Annotated in this window: 17 protein-coding genes; 9 read left to right on the top strand and 8 right to left on the bottom strand. The window is 61.3% G+C overall.

Annotated features, from left to right (window positions below; genetic code table 11):
- From thrS to D1222_RS05110, 4 genes are all read right to left on the bottom strand, one after another.
- Window positions 1-1,983 carry a threonine--tRNA ligase gene (gene thrS / locus D1222_RS05125; protein ID WP_119453120.1) on the bottom strand — a complete coding sequence of 661 codons (1,983 nt, stop codon included), beginning with the start codon at window positions 1,981-1,983 and terminating at the stop codon, window positions 1-3.
- 11 nt (window positions 1,984-1,994) lie between these two features.
- Complete coding sequence (gene yidD / locus D1222_RS05120) at window positions 1,995-2,321, bottom strand: membrane protein insertion efficiency factor YidD (RefSeq protein WP_119453119.1); 327 nt, start codon at window positions 2,319-2,321, stop codon at window positions 1,995-1,997.
- A 124-nt stretch (window positions 2,322-2,445) separates the two neighbouring features.
- On the bottom strand, window positions 2,446-2,895 hold the full coding sequence (locus tag D1222_RS05115) for an iron-sulfur cluster assembly scaffold protein (protein WP_119453118.1): 450 nt from the start codon (window positions 2,893-2,895) through the stop codon (window positions 2,446-2,448).
- Window positions 2,896-2,952: 57 nt separating this feature from the next.
- Window positions 2,953-3,555: an exopolysaccharide biosynthesis protein gene (locus D1222_RS05110; protein ID WP_119453738.1), complete on the bottom strand. Its 603-nt coding sequence runs from the start codon at window positions 3,553-3,555 to the stop codon at window positions 2,953-2,955.
- Window positions 3,556-3,758: 203 nt separating this feature from the next.
- On the opposite strand from D1222_RS05110, the gene D1222_RS05105 reads away from it, so the two are divergent.
- The gene (locus tag D1222_RS05105) at window positions 3,759-4,241 is read left to right on the top strand and encodes a peptidase S1 (protein ID WP_119453117.1); all 483 of its coding nucleotides are present in this window, start codon (window positions 3,759-3,761) and stop codon (window positions 4,239-4,241) included.
- A gap of 75 nt (window positions 4,242-4,316) precedes the next feature.
- Here D1222_RS05105 and D1222_RS05100 read toward each other — a convergent pair whose 3' ends face one another.
- The 3 genes from D1222_RS05100 to D1222_RS05090 form a co-directional block, all read right to left on the bottom strand.
- A complete protein-coding gene (locus tag D1222_RS05100; RefSeq protein ID WP_119453116.1) occupies window positions 4,317-4,850 on the bottom strand; it encodes a SixA phosphatase family protein in 534 nt (177 codons plus the stop codon).
- A gap of 15 nt (window positions 4,851-4,865) precedes the next feature.
- Window positions 4,866-6,251 (bottom strand): cysteine--tRNA ligase, encoded by a 1,386-nt coding sequence (cysS, locus tag D1222_RS05095; RefSeq protein WP_119453115.1) that lies wholly within the window; start codon window positions 6,249-6,251, stop codon window positions 4,866-4,868.
- Between the two features lie 77 nt (window positions 6,252-6,328).
- Window positions 6,329-7,516 carry a glycosyltransferase family 87 protein gene (locus D1222_RS05090; RefSeq protein ID WP_119453114.1) on the bottom strand — a complete coding sequence of 396 codons (1,188 nt, stop codon included), beginning with the start codon at window positions 7,514-7,516 and terminating at the stop codon, window positions 6,329-6,331.
- Between the two features lie 269 nt (window positions 7,517-7,785).
- Here D1222_RS05090 and folE point away from each other — a divergent pair, with 269 nt between their 5' ends.
- From folE to D1222_RS05070, 4 genes are all read left to right on the top strand, one after another.
- Entirely contained in the window at window positions 7,786-8,400 is a 615-nt protein-coding gene (folE, locus tag D1222_RS05085; protein WP_119453737.1) for a GTP cyclohydrolase I FolE, read from the top strand.
- A gap of 63 nt (window positions 8,401-8,463) precedes the next feature.
- On the top strand, window positions 8,464-8,817 hold the full coding sequence (locus D1222_RS05080; protein WP_119453113.1) for a hypothetical protein: 354 nt from the start codon (window positions 8,464-8,466) through the stop codon (window positions 8,815-8,817).
- A 66-nt stretch (window positions 8,818-8,883) separates the two neighbouring features.
- Window positions 8,884-9,975, top strand: coding sequence for a transporter family protein (locus tag D1222_RS05075; protein ID WP_119453112.1), 1,092 nt, complete (start codon window positions 8,884-8,886; stop codon window positions 9,973-9,975).
- A gap of 107 nt (window positions 9,976-10,082) precedes the next feature.
- Window positions 10,083-10,508: a hypothetical protein gene (locus D1222_RS05070; RefSeq protein ID WP_119453111.1), complete on the top strand. Its 426-nt coding sequence runs from the start codon at window positions 10,083-10,085 to the stop codon at window positions 10,506-10,508.
- Between the two features lie 118 nt (window positions 10,509-10,626).
- Here D1222_RS05070 and hrpB read toward each other — a convergent pair whose 3' ends face one another.
- Entirely contained in the window at window positions 10,627-13,077 is a 2,451-nt protein-coding gene (gene hrpB / locus D1222_RS05065; protein WP_119453110.1) for an ATP-dependent helicase HrpB, read from the bottom strand.
- A 131-nt stretch (window positions 13,078-13,208) separates the two neighbouring features.
- On the opposite strand from hrpB, the gene D1222_RS05060 reads away from it, so the two are divergent.
- The 4 genes from D1222_RS05060 to D1222_RS05045 all read left to right on the top strand — a co-directional run bounded on the left by D1222_RS05060 (window position 13,209) and on the right by D1222_RS05045 (window position 17,475).
- On the top strand, window positions 13,209-13,940 hold the full coding sequence (locus tag D1222_RS05060; protein WP_119453109.1) for a glycosyltransferase family 2 protein: 732 nt from the start codon (window positions 13,209-13,211) through the stop codon (window positions 13,938-13,940).
- 144 nt (window positions 13,941-14,084) lie between these two features.
- The gene (locus tag D1222_RS05055) at window positions 14,085-14,543 is read left to right on the top strand and encodes a hypothetical protein (RefSeq protein ID WP_119453108.1); all 459 of its coding nucleotides are present in this window, start codon (window positions 14,085-14,087) and stop codon (window positions 14,541-14,543) included.
- Between the two features lie 130 nt (window positions 14,544-14,673).
- On the top strand, window positions 14,674-16,416 hold the full coding sequence (locus tag D1222_RS05050; protein WP_119453107.1) for an alanine/glycine:cation symporter family protein: 1,743 nt from the start codon (window positions 14,674-14,676) through the stop codon (window positions 16,414-16,416).
- Window positions 16,417-16,563: 147 nt separating this feature from the next.
- A complete protein-coding gene (locus D1222_RS05045; RefSeq protein WP_119453106.1) occupies window positions 16,564-17,475 on the top strand; it encodes a tyrosine recombinase in 912 nt (303 codons plus the stop codon).
- Window positions 17,476-17,554 lie beyond the last annotated feature (79 nt).

The following is a 17,554-nucleotide window of genomic DNA, read 5'->3' as shown; positions in this document are numbered from 1 at the left end:
CTATTCGTCTCCAGATCGTTTCAGGTCGGGCGGCGTGGCTTCGGCAGCGATCTTCGAAGCCGCCTCATCAAGCCCGAGGATTTCCTGACCCTGAGAGCCAAACCGACGAAGCGCCACCTTGCGATCATCGGCCTCGCGTTGACCAACGACGGCGATCACAGGAACCTTCCGAAGGGAGTGTTCGCGGACCTTGTAGTTGATCTTCTCATTGCGCGTATCGACTTCCACGCGCAGGCCTGCGGCGCGCAGCGTGCGGGCCGCTTCCTCAGCGTATTCGTCGGCGTCCGAGGTAATCGTCGCAACGATCACTTGCGCTGGCGCAAGCCAGAGCGGGAAGGCACCTGCGAATTCCTCGATCAGGATGCCGATAAATCGCTCCATGGAGCCAAGGATGGCCCGGTGCAGCATCACAGGGCGCTGCTTGGTGCCATCGGACGCCGTGTATTCGGCGCCGAGACGCTCAGGCAGCACATAGTCGAGCTGAAGCGTGCCACACTGCCAGACACGGCCAATTGCGTCCGTCAGCTGGAACTCAAGCTTCGGCCCATAGAAAGCGCCTTCGCCGGGCAGGATATCACAAGGAAGACCTGCCGCATCGACGGCGTCTTTCAGGCCCTTCTCGGCCCGGTCCCAAACCTGGTCGCTACCGGCGCGAACATCGGGGCGCGTCGAAAGCTTCACGGCAATCTCTTCGAAGCCGAAGTCGCGGTAGACGCTTTCAAGGAGACGGCAGAACTTGATCGACTCCTCGACGATCTGGTCCTCGCGGCAGAAGATGTGCGCGTCATCCTGCGTGAACTGGCGCACGCGCATGATGCCGTGAATGGCGCCGTGCGGCTCATTGCGGTGACAGCAGCCAAACTCCGCCAGACGGATCGGCAGGTCGCGATAGGACTTCTGGCCCTGCTTGAACACCTCGACATGCGCCGGGCAGTTCATCGGCTTCAGCGCCATCAGCTTGGCGTCTTCCGGCACCGAAATCTCGACGCCTTCTTCGCCTTCGGGGATGAAGTCAGGCACGATGAACATGTTCTCGCGATACTTGCCCCAGTGGCCGGATTTTTCCCACTGGACCGAGTCCATGAGCTGCGGCGTCTTGATCTCGTCATAACCCTCGGCATCGAGGCGGCGACGCATATAGGCCTCGAGCTGGCGCCAGACCGTATAGCCATTGGCGTGCCAGAAGACTGACCCGGCCGCGGCCGTGCCGTCGAGATGGAAAAGGTCCAGCTGTGCACCAATCCGGCGATGGTCGCGCTTTTCGGCTTCCTCGATGCGCAGCAGGTGGGCCTTGAGGTCTTTCTCATTGGCCCAGGCCGTACCGTACATGCGCTGGAGCATCTCGTTGCGATGGTCGCCGCGCCAGTATGCGCCAGCGAGCTTCATCAGCTTGAACGCCTTGGGCAGCTTGCCCGTCGATGGCAGGTGCGGACCACGGCAGAGGTCGAACCAGTCGCCCTGCTTGTAGACCGTGATCGGCTCACCCGGCGGGATGATGTCGTCGATGATCTGCGCCTTGTAATCTTCGCCGATCTTTTTGAACGTCTCGATGGCGTCCTCTTTCGACCAGACTTCCCGGACAATCGGGTAGTCCTGGTCGATGATCTCTTCCATCTTCTTCTCGATGCGTTCGAAATCCTCCGTGGAGAAGGGCTTTTCGCGTGCGAAGTCGTAATAGAAGCCATCATCGATCACAGGGCCGATCGTGACCTGCGTGTCAGGATACATTTCCTGTACGGCCTGCGCGAGGACGTGGGCGGCGTCGTGCCGGATGAGCTCGAGTCCCTCCTTGTCGCGTGCCGTCACGATGGCGACCTCGGCGTCGCCGTCCAGCGGACGGTTCAGGTCATAGAGTTCCCCGTTCACCTTGGCGGCAAGCGCAGCCTTGGCGAGGGATTTGGAAATGGACTCCGCAACATCGGCCGGGCTTGCCCCGTCCTCATACTGGCGCTGCGATCCATCTGGTAGCGTTACATTGATCATGGATTTGCTTTTCAGTTCGTCTCGGGGCCTGCATCCGGGAAGGGCCGCGCGGTTCTGGCCCAGTCTCCGGCACGCCACGGCGCCCAGACAGGTATCGTGTCTGCTTTTTCGGGAACAGGATCGTAGCCGCTGGAGCCGCCAGGGCGGCATCGCGACAGCCGGGCCAGTGTCATCCACCCGCCGGTCCACAGACCGTGGCGGGAGACGCATTCAGCGCAATATTCACTGCACGACGGGACATGACGGCACTGCGCTCCGAACACCTGGAAGGCGGGAGACAGCGTCATCTTGTACGTTCTGAGGGCCGCGTGCGCGACCTTCCTGCGTCGATCAGACATAAGGCTTCATGGCCCGGTTCGTGTTTCGTCGAAAGCGGTTCTAGACGCGTGGACGGCGGCCCTCAACCCGATAAGGCTGCAGGATTTTCTTCCCGGGGCTGCCTCTCGGCTACGGCGGTCACGCTCAGGCCGCCGCAGCCCGCTTAGTTCGTGCCGTTTCGATGGCCGCGCAGGCCGCATCGAAGGCCAGCATCGTCGAGGTGTGACGGGGCGGATAGTCGGCAACGCCTTCGAGGTGGCGAAGCTCTGCGAACCGGCCTTTCGGCGGCTCGCCATTGTCTTTCAGCATCGCCTTCAAGGCGTCGCAGGCGGCAAACACTTCGTCCACCGGTGCGCCAATCGCATGCTCGGCGAGGATGGCCGTCGCGGCCTGACCAAGCGCGCAGGCTTTCGGGTCGACGGCAATCGCCTCGACCGTGTCGCCGTCTTCGCTGAGGCGAATATCGACGCGCACCACAGAGCCGCACACCCGTGAAACTTTCTCCACCGATGCATCGGCATCGGGAAGCGTCCCCAGATGGGGGATATTGGCGGCCAGTTCCAGCACGCGGTTATGATAAAGCTCTGCGCTCATGACCCCTAGATCGCCCCGAAAGCGCTGAAGATCAAGTAAACTCGGTGAAACCGGTACCTAGAGGCCGAGAAACGCCATCACGCGCGGCAGGATGCGTATGAGCAGGATGGCGGCGCCAACGAGGCTGCCGATTGCGATGATCAGCAGCACGCCATCACGCGCAGTCAGGGCGAGACCAAACAGAAGAACCGTCAGGCCGGGCAGGAAAGGCCCAAACGGCACGAGGCCTAGCGGGAAGGTGATCAGCGCAGCCGCGACGCAGGCTAGTGCCACGAGATTGATGAACGGAACCCGCGTCAGAAAGGTCAGCCGCGGCTTCAGGATCTGATCGACGGCGTGCGCGTGCTTTTCGATGAGATGTATGCCGCTGATGAGATGCTTGCGCGGAAAGCTGAAGTCGAGCGCCCGGCGCGGCAGCCAGGGATATTGCAGGCCAACGACGATCTGCAGCGCAAAGATGAGGGTGACCAGCGCGATGAGCCAGTTTGCCCCCGGTACGATCGAGAGCGGACTGATCGATATGAAGCCCAGCAATAGGAGGACCGGGCCATAGGCGCGCCTGCCCACCGCATTGAGCAGGTCAGCGATCGTGACGATTTCGCCCTCTGTCCGCTCTTCAAGAGAGATCAGGAGCGAGCGCAGATTGTTTACGTGGCTCATGAATTCCCAGCTATTCAGTCCAGCAAGATGTATGGCGCTGATATTGGTCCGCAATTTCGAATGTTCGTCTCATAAACGTTGCAGACCATGAATACGTTCACACACAGTTCACGAGGCCAATAATTAACCTATGTTAACCATAAACCTTGTTTTGAAGAGCTTTGATGGTAGGCTGAATACTGAATTTCTGAGGGGAGCTAACCATGAAAACCGTCCGCATTGCAGCATTGGCTGTTTCTGCACTTGGGCTTTGTATGTCCGGATCTGCGCAGGATTTTATGAAAGAGGCCACTTACGGCACGATTGAGTTGAGCGCTGGCTTCCAGCCTGATCCTCATGAGATCGAATTGCGCGCGGGCGGTAGTCTCGATGCCAGTGACCAGCTTGGCTCCAGCTGCCCTGGATATGTTGCCGATGCGCCAGACTACGACCTGTTATATGACAATGGGTCCGGCTCGCTGCCGCTGATCATCACCGTTCGCTCCGCCTATGACACGACGCTGGTGATCAACACGCCGGATGGCGACTGGATTTGCGACGATGACAGCGGACCAAGCCACAACCCTTCGGTTCGTTTCGATCCGGGCTCCGATGGCCTGTATGACATCTGGGTCGGCACATATGATCGAGGCGCACTCCAAGACGCAACGCTCGTCATTTCAGAGCTCAGTTCTTCGGAAGACTGAGCCACTCAGTTCAGAAATTGAAAATGCCCCGGTCATGCCGGGGCGTTTTTTTATTGATTGAAGGGCTAGGTAGCTTCAATCAGCCCTTTGCCCAAAGCGCCGGATCTTATCCGACACCGTCACACCGTCCCTGCGCTCTATGACATAGAGGCGGTCATACTCGTTCGCTTCGACGATCGGTTCGCCGGGGGCGGCGCCCAGAAGTTCAGCCAGCTGCGGCGTCGTATTCGAGTGGCCGACCACGAGTGAGGTCAGGCGGTCTGCGATCAGTCGATCAGCAAGCGCTGGAAGGTCCGACGCGTCATAGATCTCTACGTCTAGACCAAGGTGAGCCGCCAGCGGCGCAGCCGTTTCGCGCGTGCGGCGATAATCGCTCGACCAGATTTTCTCTACGCCCGCATTTGATAGAAGCTCGCCAAGCAATTCTGCTCGCTCCCGGCCAGCATCCGTCAGCGAGGGGTCATCGCCAGCCTGCTTTTCAGCATGCCGCACAAGATAGATGGTGTAAGTCCCATCGTCGCTCATGCGGGATGTCTCGGACGATGCCGCGCAAGACGCGATCATGAGCGCCGCCAGCAGGCCTGTCAGGTACAGCGCGAAGTGTTTCATGCGTTCAGACCTCGTCTAGATGCGCCGCCAGGTCGAACCACCTGCGCCGTCCATAACCTCGATGCCTTCGGAGGCAAGCTCGTCTCGAATGCGGTCCGCTTCGGCCCAGTTTTTGGCCTGACGCGCGTCAAGCCGGGCCTGAACCAGCGCGTCGATGCGCGCCTTGTCATCTGCGCTACCGCCTTGCTCCCAAGTTGAGGGTGTCAGCGTCAGCAGTCCAAGCTTCTCACCTGCAGCCAGCAGTTCAGCGCGCGCCTTTGCCATTTTCGGGGCGTCCTTGGCATCAGCTGCGAGGTTTGCCTCAGAAGCAAGCCGCGACAGTTCTGCCAGCGCAACCGGCGTGTTGAGGTCATCATTGAGCGCCTTGTCGATGCTCTTGTCGCTGGCCTCACCGCCTTCGGCCTCCCAGACGCGGCGGAGCGCGCCATAGATACGGCCGAGCGTGGTCTTTGACTGTTCCAGCAGGTCGCGCGTCCAGTCGAGCGGTGCGCGATAGTGTCCCGACAGGAGCGCAAAGCGGAGCACCTCGCCCGGCCATTGCTCAATCAGGTCATGAATGAGTTTCACATTGCCGAGCGACTTCGACATCTTCTCGCCGTCCATGTCGAGAAAGCCATTATGCAGCCAGTAGCGGGCCATCGGCTCCCCATGGGCACATTCTGACTGGGCGATTTCATTCTCATGATGCGGGAATTGAAGGTCGATCCCGCCGGCATGAATGTCGATTGTCTTTCCGAGATGGGCGGCGATCATGGCAGAGCATTCGATATGCCAGCCGGGGCGGCCACGGCCCCACGGGCTGTCCCATGTCGCCTCTTCCGGCTCGCCTTCCTTGGCAAACTTCCAGAGCGCGAAATCGGCCGGGTTGCGCTTGTCTTCGGACACGGCAACGCGGGCGCCAGCTTCATTGTCCTCAAGCTTGCGCCCAGACAGTTTTCCATAATCGTCCATCTGGCTGACATCGAAGAAGACGCCAGAGGCTGCTGCGTAGGCGTACCCCTTGCTGACGAGTTGCTGGGTCAGGCGGACCATGCCGTCGATATGCTTTGTCGCCCATGGCTCAATCGACGGTGGCAACACATTCAGCGCCGCCATATCAGCATTGTAGATCGCCGCATATTTCTGCGTGATCTCATCAATCGGCGTGCCTTCCTCAAGCGAGCGGGCGATGATCTTGTCCTCAACATCGGTGATGTTGCGGGCATAGAGCACCGACGCCTCGCCATAGGTCCGCCGCAGCAGGCGGAAGAGGACGTCGAAAACGACCGGTGGGCGCGCATTGCCGATATGGGCGTAATTATACACCGTCGGCCCGCACACATAGAGCGTCACGCGATCCGGATCCTGAGGTTCGAAAACCTGCTTTTCTCGTCCAAGCGTATTGTAGAGCTTCAGGGGCATTTGGTGTGACTTCTTCTATCGGCGCGGCGTCGAGGGTTGAGAACTGTGGCTGCTTGAACGCAAATTCTGGGCGCGCGTCAATTCGCAGGGGTGCTGGCAGAGACGGCATTGCTGCCACGGGCGACCGCGATCTGCTGCGCCAGCAGAAGGGCCGCCGCCGTCAGAATGACGGGGCCGAGCGGCGCGAAGAAGGTGATCAGCGGCAGGAAGAGCAGGGCGGCCATCACAAGGTTGAACCGGGTCAGTGCGGGGCCGTCCCCGGTCTGCCGTGAGAAGACCAGGTAGAGCGCAGGCACCAGCGCCAGCATGTCGTAATTGAAGGCGTAAGGCGAAAAGAGAAACACCGCGACGAGAAGCAGGGCGGTTTCCAAGTCCGGCGCGGCCGATGGCTTTCGGAATGTCCAGACCACCACCCCTAGCGCCAATAGTGAGAAGGGCGCCTGCACAACCATCGCGGTGGAGGCGTCGAGCCCAGCCAGTCGCCCCAGTGCAAACCCCGTCGGCATCATGCGCAGGAAAATGCCCGTGCCTTCTTCGGCGACGATGCGCTGAAAGGGGAGGACTTGTTCGAAATAGTCCTGCCACAGCTCCACTCCGAAGAGGAGCGCTGACAGAAAAATCATCGCGGCGCTGGTGACGACAGCCGAGCCGATTACCGTCCAGTGCCCACGCAGAAGCAGAAAAACCGGGATGAGCAGCCCTAGCTGAGGCTTTACCGTCAGCGCGCCGAGGCAGATGCCTGCCAATATCGGCCTGTGACGAACAAGGCTCACGCCCAGAAAGAGGAGCGCGCCCGTGATTAGCCCGTTCTGGCCAAAGGCCGCATTCACCAGGAAGGCGGGCGCGGCGAGCGTGAAGAGCGCATAGGTGGCCCAATCCTGCCTCTGCGCGCCCAGCCCGAGCCGCGTCGCCGCGACAAAAAGCACAGTGCCGGCACCAATCCAGAGTGCATAGGCAGGCAGATAGCCAAAGAAGCCAAGTGGCAGCACGAAGAACAGGTAGTGCGGCGGGTAAGACCAGTTGAGCCCCAGTGCGATTTCGTATTGGACCTGCAGGTAGGCGCGGTACTCGCCGACCTTCATCAGCGTCTCGCCAGCCCCGTGCAGAATGAGCCTGCTTGCACTGTAATAATTGACAAAATCGCGCCCGATAAGCTCACGGCCCGTCACATCGATGAGGCCATCTGCGGCGCTCAGATAGACACCATACGCAATGGCTGAAACGGACAGAATGGCGACCGCATAGAATTGAAAAAGCCGTTGCATTGCGCCTTGCCGCCACGCCCTTAGCGGGCCGCCCTCAGGCCGTCACTGCTAGCACTTCAGTCTTAACACTCCGCTTCGAAGGGCTGTCTTGTCGCGGCGGCAGTGATCGCAACTTGTAGAAATAGTGATCCAGTTGGCTTATGTGACAGTATACGCCCTGAGGGAACACGAATGGGCGGGCGTTAAGTCCGGTATTGGGGTGTGTAGGGCGCATCCACAGAACATCTGGCTCGACCCCCGTCCCTCAGAACAGGAACTATGCCATGGCGATGGATGCCATTACAAAAGAAGAAAATCGCGGACATATGGACGCTGTACGTCGACCAACACAGGAAGAGGCCGAAGACGCCGTTCGCACGCTGCTCGCATGGGCAGGCGACGATCCGCGCCGCGAGGGCCTGCTTGATACGCCAAAGCGCGTCGTGAAAGCTTATAAAGAGTGGTTCCAGGGTTATGAGGAGGACCCTGTGAAGTATCTCTCCCGCACCTTCGATGATGTGCAGGGCTATGACGACATGGTCATGCTCCGCGAGATCGACGTCGAGAGCCATTGTGAGCACCACATGGCACCGTTCCTTGGCACCGCCTATGTCGCCTACATGCCAACCCAGGCTGTCGTCGGCATCTCCAAGATCGCACGCGTGGTCGAGATTTTCGCAAAGCGCCTTCAGACGCAGGAAACGATGACGGCGCAGATCTGCGACGCCATCACGGAAAGCCTCGCGCCAGCCGGTACAGCCGTGCTTATCGACGCCGTCCACCAGTGCATGACGACCCGCGGTGTTCACCATCCGAACGTGTCGACCATCACGACGCAGTTCACCGGCGTCTTCAAGACCGACAAGGACATGCGTGACCGCTTCCTGCGCCTTGCAGGCCGGTAGGCTGTCAGGGGCCATTTGGCCGCATATCCGCTTGCGGAAAATTATTCTAGGAGCCGCCTCAAGATGAGGCGGCTCTTTCACTTTCTGGCTCTCCTGGGGCTGTTCGCCTACTTGGCAAACGGGGCCCAGGCGCATCTGCGTATTGTGCCGGGAGAGACGATCTCGATCCCGATCTGCGGCGACGGTCTCAGCCGGTCGATCGAAGTCGATGTCGGCGGACATCATGAAGACACGTCCGACCGCACCTGCTGCGGCGATTGCCTCGTCCCGCTCGCGCTGCCGGTCACAGCGCCTGCATTGCCGCTACGTGCCATCACCACATCCGTGCGGCCGTCCCAGCCTGCGCGGTCTGCCGGCCATCCCCGCACACCGCTCTGGCCCGGTGCGCCGCCTCAGGGGCCGCCTCAATCTGCATGAACTGAAAACCCTATGACCGCGCAGCGCCCCCGCTGCGTGGCCCCTACTTTTCATGTGAGATTCAAGATGAACTACAGAACACTCAGCGCAGCAGCTGCGCTCACTTTCGCCGTGCTTCCTGCCGCTCATGCCCATGAGGGCGATGGCGGCAAGGTCACCTATGCCAGCGATCACGCCCCGATCGGCGTCATGGCCGACCACCGCCACAAGCAGGGCGAATGGATGGTCTCCTACCGCTACATGCATATGGACATGTCGGGTAACCGGATCGGGACTGATGAGGTCGCGCCGGACACCATCGTCACCACCATTCCCAACCGGTTCGCAGGCGCCCCAATGATGCCGACAACGCTTCGGGTCGTGCCGCTGGACATGCCGATGAAGATGCACATGGCGGGCGCGATGTACGGTCTGACGGACCGCATCACCCTGATGGGCATGGTGAACTACCACACGAAGGAAATGGACCACCGCACCTATCAGGGCGGCATGGGCACGACCGTGCTTGGCAACTTCACGACCGAAGTTTCCGGTTGGGGCGATACCAGTGTCGGCGCCATTATCGGTCTCGACGACGGCTCGCGTCCGCATGCGCAGGTCAACGCTTCACTCATGCTGTCCATCCCCACCGGGTCCATCACTGAAACCGACCGCGTCCTGACGCCGATGAATATGCGCCCTGAGATGAGGTTGCCTTACCCGATGCAACTCGGCTTCGGCACCTATGATCTCAAACCGGCGCTCACGGCCCGCAGCCGTGCTGGGCAATGGAGCTATGGGGCGCAGGCGTCTGCGATCATCAGGCTAGACGAGAATGATGAAGGCTATGCGCTGGGCGACGTCTTCGAGGCAACGAGTTGGGTCGCCTATGAGCCTCGCCCATGGGTGTCCCTATCGGGGCGTCTCAAGGCGACGACCAAGGGCGCGATTGAGGGCATTGACCCGAACATCATGGCCCCTGTCCAGACAGCAGACCCCGACAATCATGGCGGCGAAACGGTCGAGGCCCTGTTCGGCGTCAATCTCGCGGCATCTGAAGGTGCTCTGAGTGGCCACCGCCTCGCGCTCGAATTCGGGCTGCCGCTTTACCGCGACCTGAACGGGCCGCAGCTTGAAACCGACTACACACTGACCCTGGGTTGGCAGAAAGCGTTCTAGGCGCGGCTGGCCGGGACGCCCATGAGTGTCCCGGCCAGATACCGCTTGACGCTTCCCATGTCTCGAATTATTGTTTTTCGATAATAACGAGAAGAAGGAAGCCTCCCATGCGCGCAGAACTGGTTCGAGTCGGTCTCCATCAGGTCGATATCAAAGTCGTCACCGACGAGGGCGAAATGCACGTCCTGCAGTGGCGCCGTAACCTCCTTTGGGACGAGGTGCTTCTCGACGGAAAACGGCAGGGCCATTCGGGCGGTTTCGGCCGTGAGAAATGCTATGGCCTCGTCTTTGGCAAGCGCGCCGACGGGACAGGCGGCACCAAGGTCATGCTCCTGCTCGACCCGGCCACCAGCTATGGCAATTGGGGCAATCCGCACCAGCAGCTCTCCGGCGTGCGCCTCGAAACAGCCGACGGGCCGATCGTCGCTTTCGGTACGCTGGACCCGAAAAACCTCCAGAAGCCGGCGACCTTTGGCGACTGGATGAAAAAATCCATGGGCATGGAATGGGGCGACGAGCGCCGCCCGCATTAGGCGCAAGCTCAGTGCGTAACGCCGCGTGGTTCGACTTCGCTCACCATGCGGCTGGTCGCGCCGTTGCAGTAGCCCGAATGGTGAGCGAAGTCGAACCACGTGGGCAATAGTCAGCCAATCAGCCCTGACGCCCCAACCGTTTCTTCGTCATCCCGACATGCGGCTTGGCCGACGCCGGATCCTCCGGCCAGTCATGCTTCGGGTATTGGGCGCGCATATCCTTGGCCATGTCGCGGTAACCCCCGCTCCAGAAGCCTGAAATGTCCTTGGTCACGGCGATCGGTCGTCCGGCGGGCGATATCAGCTGCAGCGTGACCGGCACGCGCCCGTCGGCGATGGCGGGTTGACGGCTAAGACCAAACAGCTCCTGCGCCTTGGCTTCGACCAGCGGTGCATTGTCATCGAGATAATCGACGGGCGCATTGCGGCCTGATGGCAGCGTAATCGTCGGAGGCGCCAGCGTGTCAATCTCCTGCGCCTTTGGCCAGCCGAGCGACTGTTTCAGCGCGTTCAGTACCGTGCCGTCGGATGGCATATCGAACTTGCCGCCGCCGAGTGCAGGCGCCAGCCAGTCACCGGCTGTCGCAGCAAGCTGCGCCTCATCCGGGTCCGGCCAGTCCTCACCAAAGCTGCGATGTAGGAAGCCGAGCCGGGCGAGAAAGACGCTCACCGGCTCGCCGATGCCCGCCGCTTCAAAACCATTCTCTTGAACGAAATTGATGAAGGCGGCCCGCGCAGCCTCACCCGATGGTTGGGGCAGGGGTGTCTCTGACAGGACGATGCGCCCGACGGCCTTCACGCGCCGGGCCTTGAAGCTTTTCGACGCTGGATCGAAGCTTGCCCATTCTTCCGTAGCTGGCGGGTGGAGGGCGAGGGCGTCCTGCTCACGGATGGGAATGGCGAGCGTGATGCGGGCGCGCCCGGCTGCACCGATCATGTCGGCGACGACGATCCATTGGGAGAGGGTAACGGCACTCTCTGCTGGGAGTTCGCCAGATCGGCCGTTTGCCAGGAGGTAGCTCGTTTCCGATCCGTCCCGGCGCCTTGCGATCTGCCCCGGCCAGGCCTTTGCAAGCAGGAGCGCGGGGTCTCCGAAAGCGCGCCCGCCTTTCGCCCAACGATCGGCCTGTTGGCGCAATGCCTTTGTGCGCGGTGAAGTCTCAAGGCGAAAGCGTTCAAGGCGGTCCTTGAGGTTGATTGAACTACCGCCAACCCCTGCCTCACTGGCCAGTGCCGCGATTTCTGCGGCCAGTGCGCGCTCGCCGTCGCTGGCGGCGCTCGCCACCAGGCTTGCATATTTCGGCTCCAGCGGCAGGGCCGCCATGGCCTTGCCATGCGCGGTCAGCTTCCCTGCCTCGTCGAGCGCGCCAAATGCACTCAGCGCTTCGCGGGCCGCTTCGATGCGACCACGCGGCGGCGCGTCGAGCCAGGTCAGCCGGTAAGGGTCATCTTCGCCCCATTCAGCGATGGAGAGTAAGAGGCCAGACAGGTCTCCATTCAGGATTTCCGGGCGCGGCGCAGCGATCAGGCCGCGCGTTTCTTCCTCATCCCAGAGGCGGTAGCAGACGCCCGGCCCAAGACGTCCGGCCCGGCCCCGGCGCTGGTCCACATTCGCCTTTGCCGCGCGGATCGTGCGAAGGACTTGCGTCCCGCTGGACGGTTCAAATTCAGGCACGCGGGCGAGACCCGCATCGACGACGACGTGGACGCCTTCGATGGTGAGAGCGCTTTCAGCGATATCGGTCGCGAGCACCACCTTGCGCTGACCGGCTCGGGCAGGTCGAACCGCCTCATCCTGCTCTCGCGGTGACAGCGCGCCATAGAGAGGGTGAACCGAGACGCTCGCGGGCAGGCCCGAGAGCCGCTCGGCCGTGCGCCTGATCTCACCAGCCCCCGGCAGGAAAGCGAGGATGGAGCCCGTCTCCGCCTGAACCGCCTTCGTGATGGCCGCGGCCATCTGGTCCTCGATGCGATCCCGGTTGCGGCCAAGATACTTGGTCTCGACCGGAAACTGACGCCCCTCGCTCTCGATCACGGGCGCATCCAGCGTTCCGGCGACTTTCTCAGTATCCAGCGTCGCCGACATGGCAAGCAGCAGGAGGTCATCGCGGAACACCGATTGGGCCTCGAGTGCCAGCGCGAGACCGAGATCTGCATTTAGGCTGCGCTCGTGGATTTCGTCGAAGATCACGGCAGACACGCCCTCAAGACCCGGATCGGCCAGCAGACGGCGGGTGAACAGGCCATCGGTCATCACTTCGACCCGCGTCGCCTTCGACACCTTGCGTTCAATCCGAGTCGCAAGGCCTATCCGCTCGCCAGTCTTCTCTCCCAGTGTCGCGGCCATACGGTCAGCGGCCATTCGGGCGGCGAGCCGTCTTGGTTCGAGCAGCAGGATCTTGCCGGGTAGTTCGTCAAAGCCGTCGATCAAACCGGCCAGCGCCAGTGGCACACGCGTCGTCTTGCCCGCGCCCGGTGGGGCTGCCAGAACCAGCCGCTTCCGGTCCCGGATGACCGAGCATATCTCGCCAAGCAGGCTCTCGATTGGAAGGGCTGACACGTCACTCATCGGGCGCGTCGTATCGCAATCTGCGGGGCTTGGCACGGCTTCTCGCAGCAGCTTCCCGCATCCATGGTTTCGCATTCTGGCCGAACCGCGTAAGGAACTGCGCTAAAGTTTTCAGCAAAAGGCGAGAGGCCATGGCCGAAACGCTCGAATTTTCAGTCGTCGTCCCGATGCATAATGAGGCGGGCAATGCTGCCGGTCTGATCGAAGAGATTTCCGCAGCGCTCGATGGCCGCGCCTATGAGATGATCATGGTCGATGACGCCTCCAGCGATGATACGCGCGCTGTGCTGGCTGGTCTGAAGTCGCAATATCCGGCGCTGCGCGTGCTCAGCCACCGCACCAATTCCGGCCAGAGCCGGGCGATCCGCACAGGTGTTCGCGCGGCGCGCGGCCGGGTGATCGGTACGCTCGACGGAGATGGCCAGAATGACCCTGCCGATCTGCCGGACCTTTACCGGTCGCTCACCCGCGCGGATGCGCCAGCCGACCTCGTCATGGTGATGGGCCGCCGCGCCAGCCGCAAGGACACCGCCTGGAAGCGCTTCGGGTCCAAATTCGCCAATGCAATCCGCCGGCGCATGCTGCGCGATGACTGCGACGATAGCGGTTGCGGCATCAAGGTCATCAAGCGCGATGCGTATCTCTCGCTTCCCTATTTCGACCATATGCACCGCTACATGCCCGCGCTGGTAAAGGCCGAAGGCTATGCGGCCGAATTCATGGACGTAAACCACAGGCCGCGGGGCGCTGGTAAGTCGAACTATACTAATTTCGGACGCCTCTGGGCGGCGCTGTCTGACCTTAGAGGCGTGACCTGGCTGATCCGCCGTCGCCGCAACCCTGGCGGCGCGGACGAGCTTTAGGCGCCCAATCCCCAGCGAATGGATTGTGGTCAGTTCGCCTGATCCGAGATTCCGCTTAACAGCCCGCACCTGCCGGGTTAGTCAGGCACGGTTAATGGGCCGCGTGGTAACTGGTTGCGCAGCCTGAAAAAGGGGGTGTCTTCCATGCGTGCACTGTTCAGTTTTTTTCCTCTCCTCGTGATCCCGGTCGCGATCTACAATCTGATTGCGCTGACCTATTCCGGCACGACAGTGAACTATGATGCCGTGAACAATGCTTCACCCCTGTTGGAGCTTCTGTCAGACTCGCTCGTGACCTTTCCGATGATCTCCGGCGTCAACTGGTCCATCACGAATGGCGAGATGCTCGTCTTCGTCGCCATCACGCTCCTGTTCGTTGAAATCGTGAAGTCGACCAGCACCGGAACTTCCTCCATTCTCAACCACGCCGTCTCGATGATCCTGTTCATCGTTTGCCTCGTTGAGTTCCTGCTCATGCCGAATTTTGCGACCTCGACTTTCTTCATCATCATGAGCATGACGCTGCTCGATGTGCTGGCCGGTGTGATCGTGACGATCGTTTCAGCGCGCCGCGACTTCGGCGTTGGCGAAGGCTTTGCCTGATCGGCATCTGAAGCGACAAAATTCATGCAGGTTGAGCGGGGCAGGTGAAAAATCTGCCCCGTTTGCGCTTCACACGGATGAAAACACGTCTAGTGTCGCCGCCTGAGCTGAGAGGGAGCCGGAGGGGCTTATGGAATCGCTTGTCACGCTGATTGAGAATGTCGCCGGATTTATCTGGGGCGGCACATGGGGCGACACCGTCGTCATTCCCGGAGAGATTGGGCCGCTTGCCATTGTGCTTCTGGGCACGGGCCTGTTCGTCATGATCCGCCTTGCTGGCCGCCCGGTTCGCCGGTTCGTGCCTGCCCTTGCCGAAGTCTGGCAGGGCCGCAAGGCGCAAGGCGAGGATGGCGCGATTACGCCTTGGCAGGCGCTGTCGACCGCGCTGTCTGGTCAGGTTGGCACTGGTAACCTTGCCGGCGTCGCGACGGCGATTGCGATGGGTGGTCCCGGCGCGATCTTCTGGATGTGGATCACGGCGCTTCTCGGTATGGCGCTCGCTTTTGCTGAGAGCTCCCTCGCCGTAAAGTACCGCGAAACGGATGAGTATGGCCGCATCAATGGCGGGCCGATGTACTACATCAAGAACGGCCTCGGTAAGAAATGGACCTGGCTGGCCGTTATCTTCTGTCTCGGCACGCTCTTCTCTGCAGCGGCGACGGGCTCGATGATCCAGTCCAACTCCATCACCCAAACGGCCATGGAAACGGCTCGCGGCACGATGGGGCTATCGCTTCCGAACTGGGGCATTGGCGTTGTCATTGCCGGTCTCGTCTTCGCGGTCATCATTGGCGGCATCAAGTCGATCGGCAGTGTTGCCGGGCGGATCGTACCGCTCATGGCAGGCGCTTATGTGCTCTGTGCGCTGGTCGTGCTGATCCTTAATGCAAGTGAGATCCCGCATGCCTTCGCCGTCATCTTCAAGTCGGCCTTTGGTCTGCAGGAAGTGGTCGGCGGTGCGGCTGGCTATGGCATGATGCAGGCGGTGCGCTTTGGTATTGCGCGCGGCCTCTTCTCCAACGAGGCCGGTCAGGGCTCTGCGCCGATTGCGCATGCAGCAGCCAAGACGAAGAACCCGGTTCAGCAGGGCGAGATCGCCATGATCGGCGTGTTCATCGACACGATCGTTATCTGTACGATGACGGCGCTGGTCATCCTGACCGTTTCCGGTGACTTCACACGCAGCCCGGCGCTGATCGCGGCGAACCAGTGTGTGGAGGAAGGCTACAACACCTTGCCGGAGGGCACAGGCGTCGAGGACCTGTTCCCATCGGCCTATACTGAGGGACGCACCGAGATTGTTGCCGCGCGCGGCGAGGAGGCTTCGGCGTTCCTGCAGCAGTGCCGTACCAATGGCCTGAGCCTCGCATCTGACCTGCCAACCGGCTCGACCGAAGCTGAAGAGCAGGCCTATTTCGACAAGGCGCTTGCTGCCTCGACGGATGCGACGGTCCTCAACGAAGTGCGCTATGTCTATGAGACTGATGCGGAGTCGTCCGGTATCACTGCGCGAGCCTACGGTGCAGCCCTTCCGGGCGGCGAGTGGGTTGTAACCATTGCGCTTTTCTTCTTCGCCTTCACCACCATCATCGGCTGGTCCTATTATGGTGAGCAGGCCGTGACCTATCTGGTTGGCGAATGGGCCACGCATCCATTCCGCTATATCTGGGTGATCGTGGTCTTTGGCGGAGCGATTGTGACAAATACTGATGCGCTCTGGTTGTTCGGGGATATCGCGAATGCGTCGATGGCGTTCCCGAACCTGATCGCTATTCTGGCCCTCTCAGGGGTCGTCGTGGCGATGCACAAGATGAATGATGACCCTGATCATGGTCATCCGGTGGTCGACAAGACAGAGCCACCGAAGGAGTAAAACACCCCCGTTTCGACGGTGCAGCCACGGTGCAGTGGCGGTGCACTGGCGGTGTTTTCTGAAGACCTTTGAGGCGGGCGCCCGGACACTGGCGCCCGTTTCGCTATTTAAGCGCCCTGTTAAGCATCGCGGCGGCAAATTCGGGCCATGAGCGACGCTGCCCGCATAGATGCCTTCCTCGAAATGATGAGCGCCGAGCGTGGGGCCTCCCCCAATACGCTGGACGCCTATGGGCGCGATCTTCGTGATGCCTCAGACAGTATGCGCGGAAAGCTGACGCGGGCGGACGCAAAAGATGTGTCCCGCTATGTGTCCTCACTTGCGGCCCAGGGTCTCGCGCCGCGGACGCAGGCGAGAAAGCTTTCCTCCATGCGCCGCTTTTTCCGGTTCCTGTTCGAGGAGGGCGACCGCAAGGATGACCCGACCTCAAAGCAGGAAGGACCAAAGGCGGGCCGCGACATTCCAGATGTGCTTAGCCGCGAGGAGGTTGAGCGCCTCATCGATGCATGCGGCGAGGATGTCAGGATGCGTTGCCTGCTGGAGCTTCTCTACGGGGCGGGCCTGCGTGTCAGTGAGCTGGTCAGCCTGAAGCTTGGCAATCTGCCACGCCGGAAGGGCGGCCATTGGGAAACACGCGACATCATTGTGCGCGGCAAGGGCGGTAAGGACCGGCTCTGCCCGCTTGGCGGTCCGGCACTGGAAGCGATTTCAGATTGGCTGGAAGTTCGCGAGGACAGCCTGCCGAAGAAGACACTGAAGGCCAATGGCGCGTCGGCCTACCTGTTTCCATCGCGCGGCAAGGAGGGGCACCTGACACGCCGCCGCCTTGGTCAGATGCTGGATGCGCTGGCGCTCGAGGCAGGGATCAAGCCGTCGAAAGTCCATCCGCATGCCCTGCGTCACGCCTATGCGACCCACCTGCTACAGGGCGGCGCGGACCTCCGATCGGTGCAGACGCTGCTCGGCCATGCCGACATTTCGACGACGGAAATCTACACGCACGTCCTGACCGATGAGCTGGCCGAGCTTCTCGAAACGGCGCATCCGCTGGCCGGATAAGAGTTATGCAGGCGCTTGCCTCACGTGGGCGCTGCTCCACCTTTCTTGGCAGGACTATCTCCCCCGCCACTTCTGAAAG

The organism is Henriciella algicola, assembly GCF_003576245.1.
Taxonomy (GTDB): domain Bacteria; phylum Pseudomonadota; class Alphaproteobacteria; order Caulobacterales; family Hyphomonadaceae; genus Henriciella; species Henriciella algicola.
The sequence above is the reverse complement of the archived record's forward strand: the minus strand, read 5'-3'. Positions and strand labels throughout refer to the sequence as shown.

Bases quoted from the DNA above. Each gene is read 5' to 3' on its own strand.
- thrS (WP_119453120.1), bottom strand. From the start codon at position 1,983: ATGATCAATGTAACGCTACCAGATGGATCGCAGCGCCAGTATGAGGAC.
- yidD (WP_119453119.1), bottom strand. From the start codon at position 2,321: ATGTCTGATCGACGCAGGAAGGTCGCGCACGCGGCCCTCAGAACGTAC.
- D1222_RS05115 (WP_119453118.1), bottom strand. From the start codon at position 2,895: ATGAGCGCAGAGCTTTATCATAACCGCGTGCTGGAACTGGCCGCCAAT.
- D1222_RS05110 (WP_119453738.1), bottom strand. From the start codon at position 3,555: ATGAGCCACGTAAACAATCTGCGCTCGCTCCTGATCTCTCTTGAAGAG.
- D1222_RS05105 (WP_119453117.1), top strand. From the start codon at position 3,759: ATGAAAACCGTCCGCATTGCAGCATTGGCTGTTTCTGCACTTGGGCTT.
- D1222_RS05100 (WP_119453116.1), bottom strand. From the start codon at position 4,850: ATGAAACACTTCGCGCTGTACCTGACAGGCCTGCTGGCGGCGCTCATG.
- cysS (WP_119453115.1), bottom strand. From the start codon at position 6,251: ATGCCCCTGAAGCTCTACAATACGCTTGGACGAGAAAAGCAGGTTTTC.
- D1222_RS05090 (WP_119453114.1), bottom strand. From the start codon at position 7,516: ATGCAACGGCTTTTTCAATTCTATGCGGTCGCCATTCTGTCCGTTTCA.
- folE (WP_119453737.1), top strand. From the start codon at position 7,786: ATGGATGCCATTACAAAAGAAGAAAATCGCGGACATATGGACGCTGTA.
- D1222_RS05080 (WP_119453113.1), top strand. From the start codon at position 8,464: ATGAGGCGGCTCTTTCACTTTCTGGCTCTCCTGGGGCTGTTCGCCTAC.
- D1222_RS05075 (WP_119453112.1), top strand. From the start codon at position 8,884: ATGAACTACAGAACACTCAGCGCAGCAGCTGCGCTCACTTTCGCCGTG.
- D1222_RS05070 (WP_119453111.1), top strand. From the start codon at position 10,083: ATGCGCGCAGAACTGGTTCGAGTCGGTCTCCATCAGGTCGATATCAAA.
- hrpB (WP_119453110.1), bottom strand. From the start codon at position 13,077: ATGAGTGACGTGTCAGCCCTTCCAATCGAGAGCCTGCTTGGCGAGATA.
- D1222_RS05060 (WP_119453109.1), top strand. From the start codon at position 13,209: ATGGCCGAAACGCTCGAATTTTCAGTCGTCGTCCCGATGCATAATGAG.
- D1222_RS05055 (WP_119453108.1), top strand. From the start codon at position 14,085: ATGCGTGCACTGTTCAGTTTTTTTCCTCTCCTCGTGATCCCGGTCGCG.
- D1222_RS05050 (WP_119453107.1), top strand. From the start codon at position 14,674: ATGGAATCGCTTGTCACGCTGATTGAGAATGTCGCCGGATTTATCTGG.
- D1222_RS05045 (WP_119453106.1), top strand. From the start codon at position 16,564: ATGAGCGACGCTGCCCGCATAGATGCCTTCCTCGAAATGATGAGCGCC.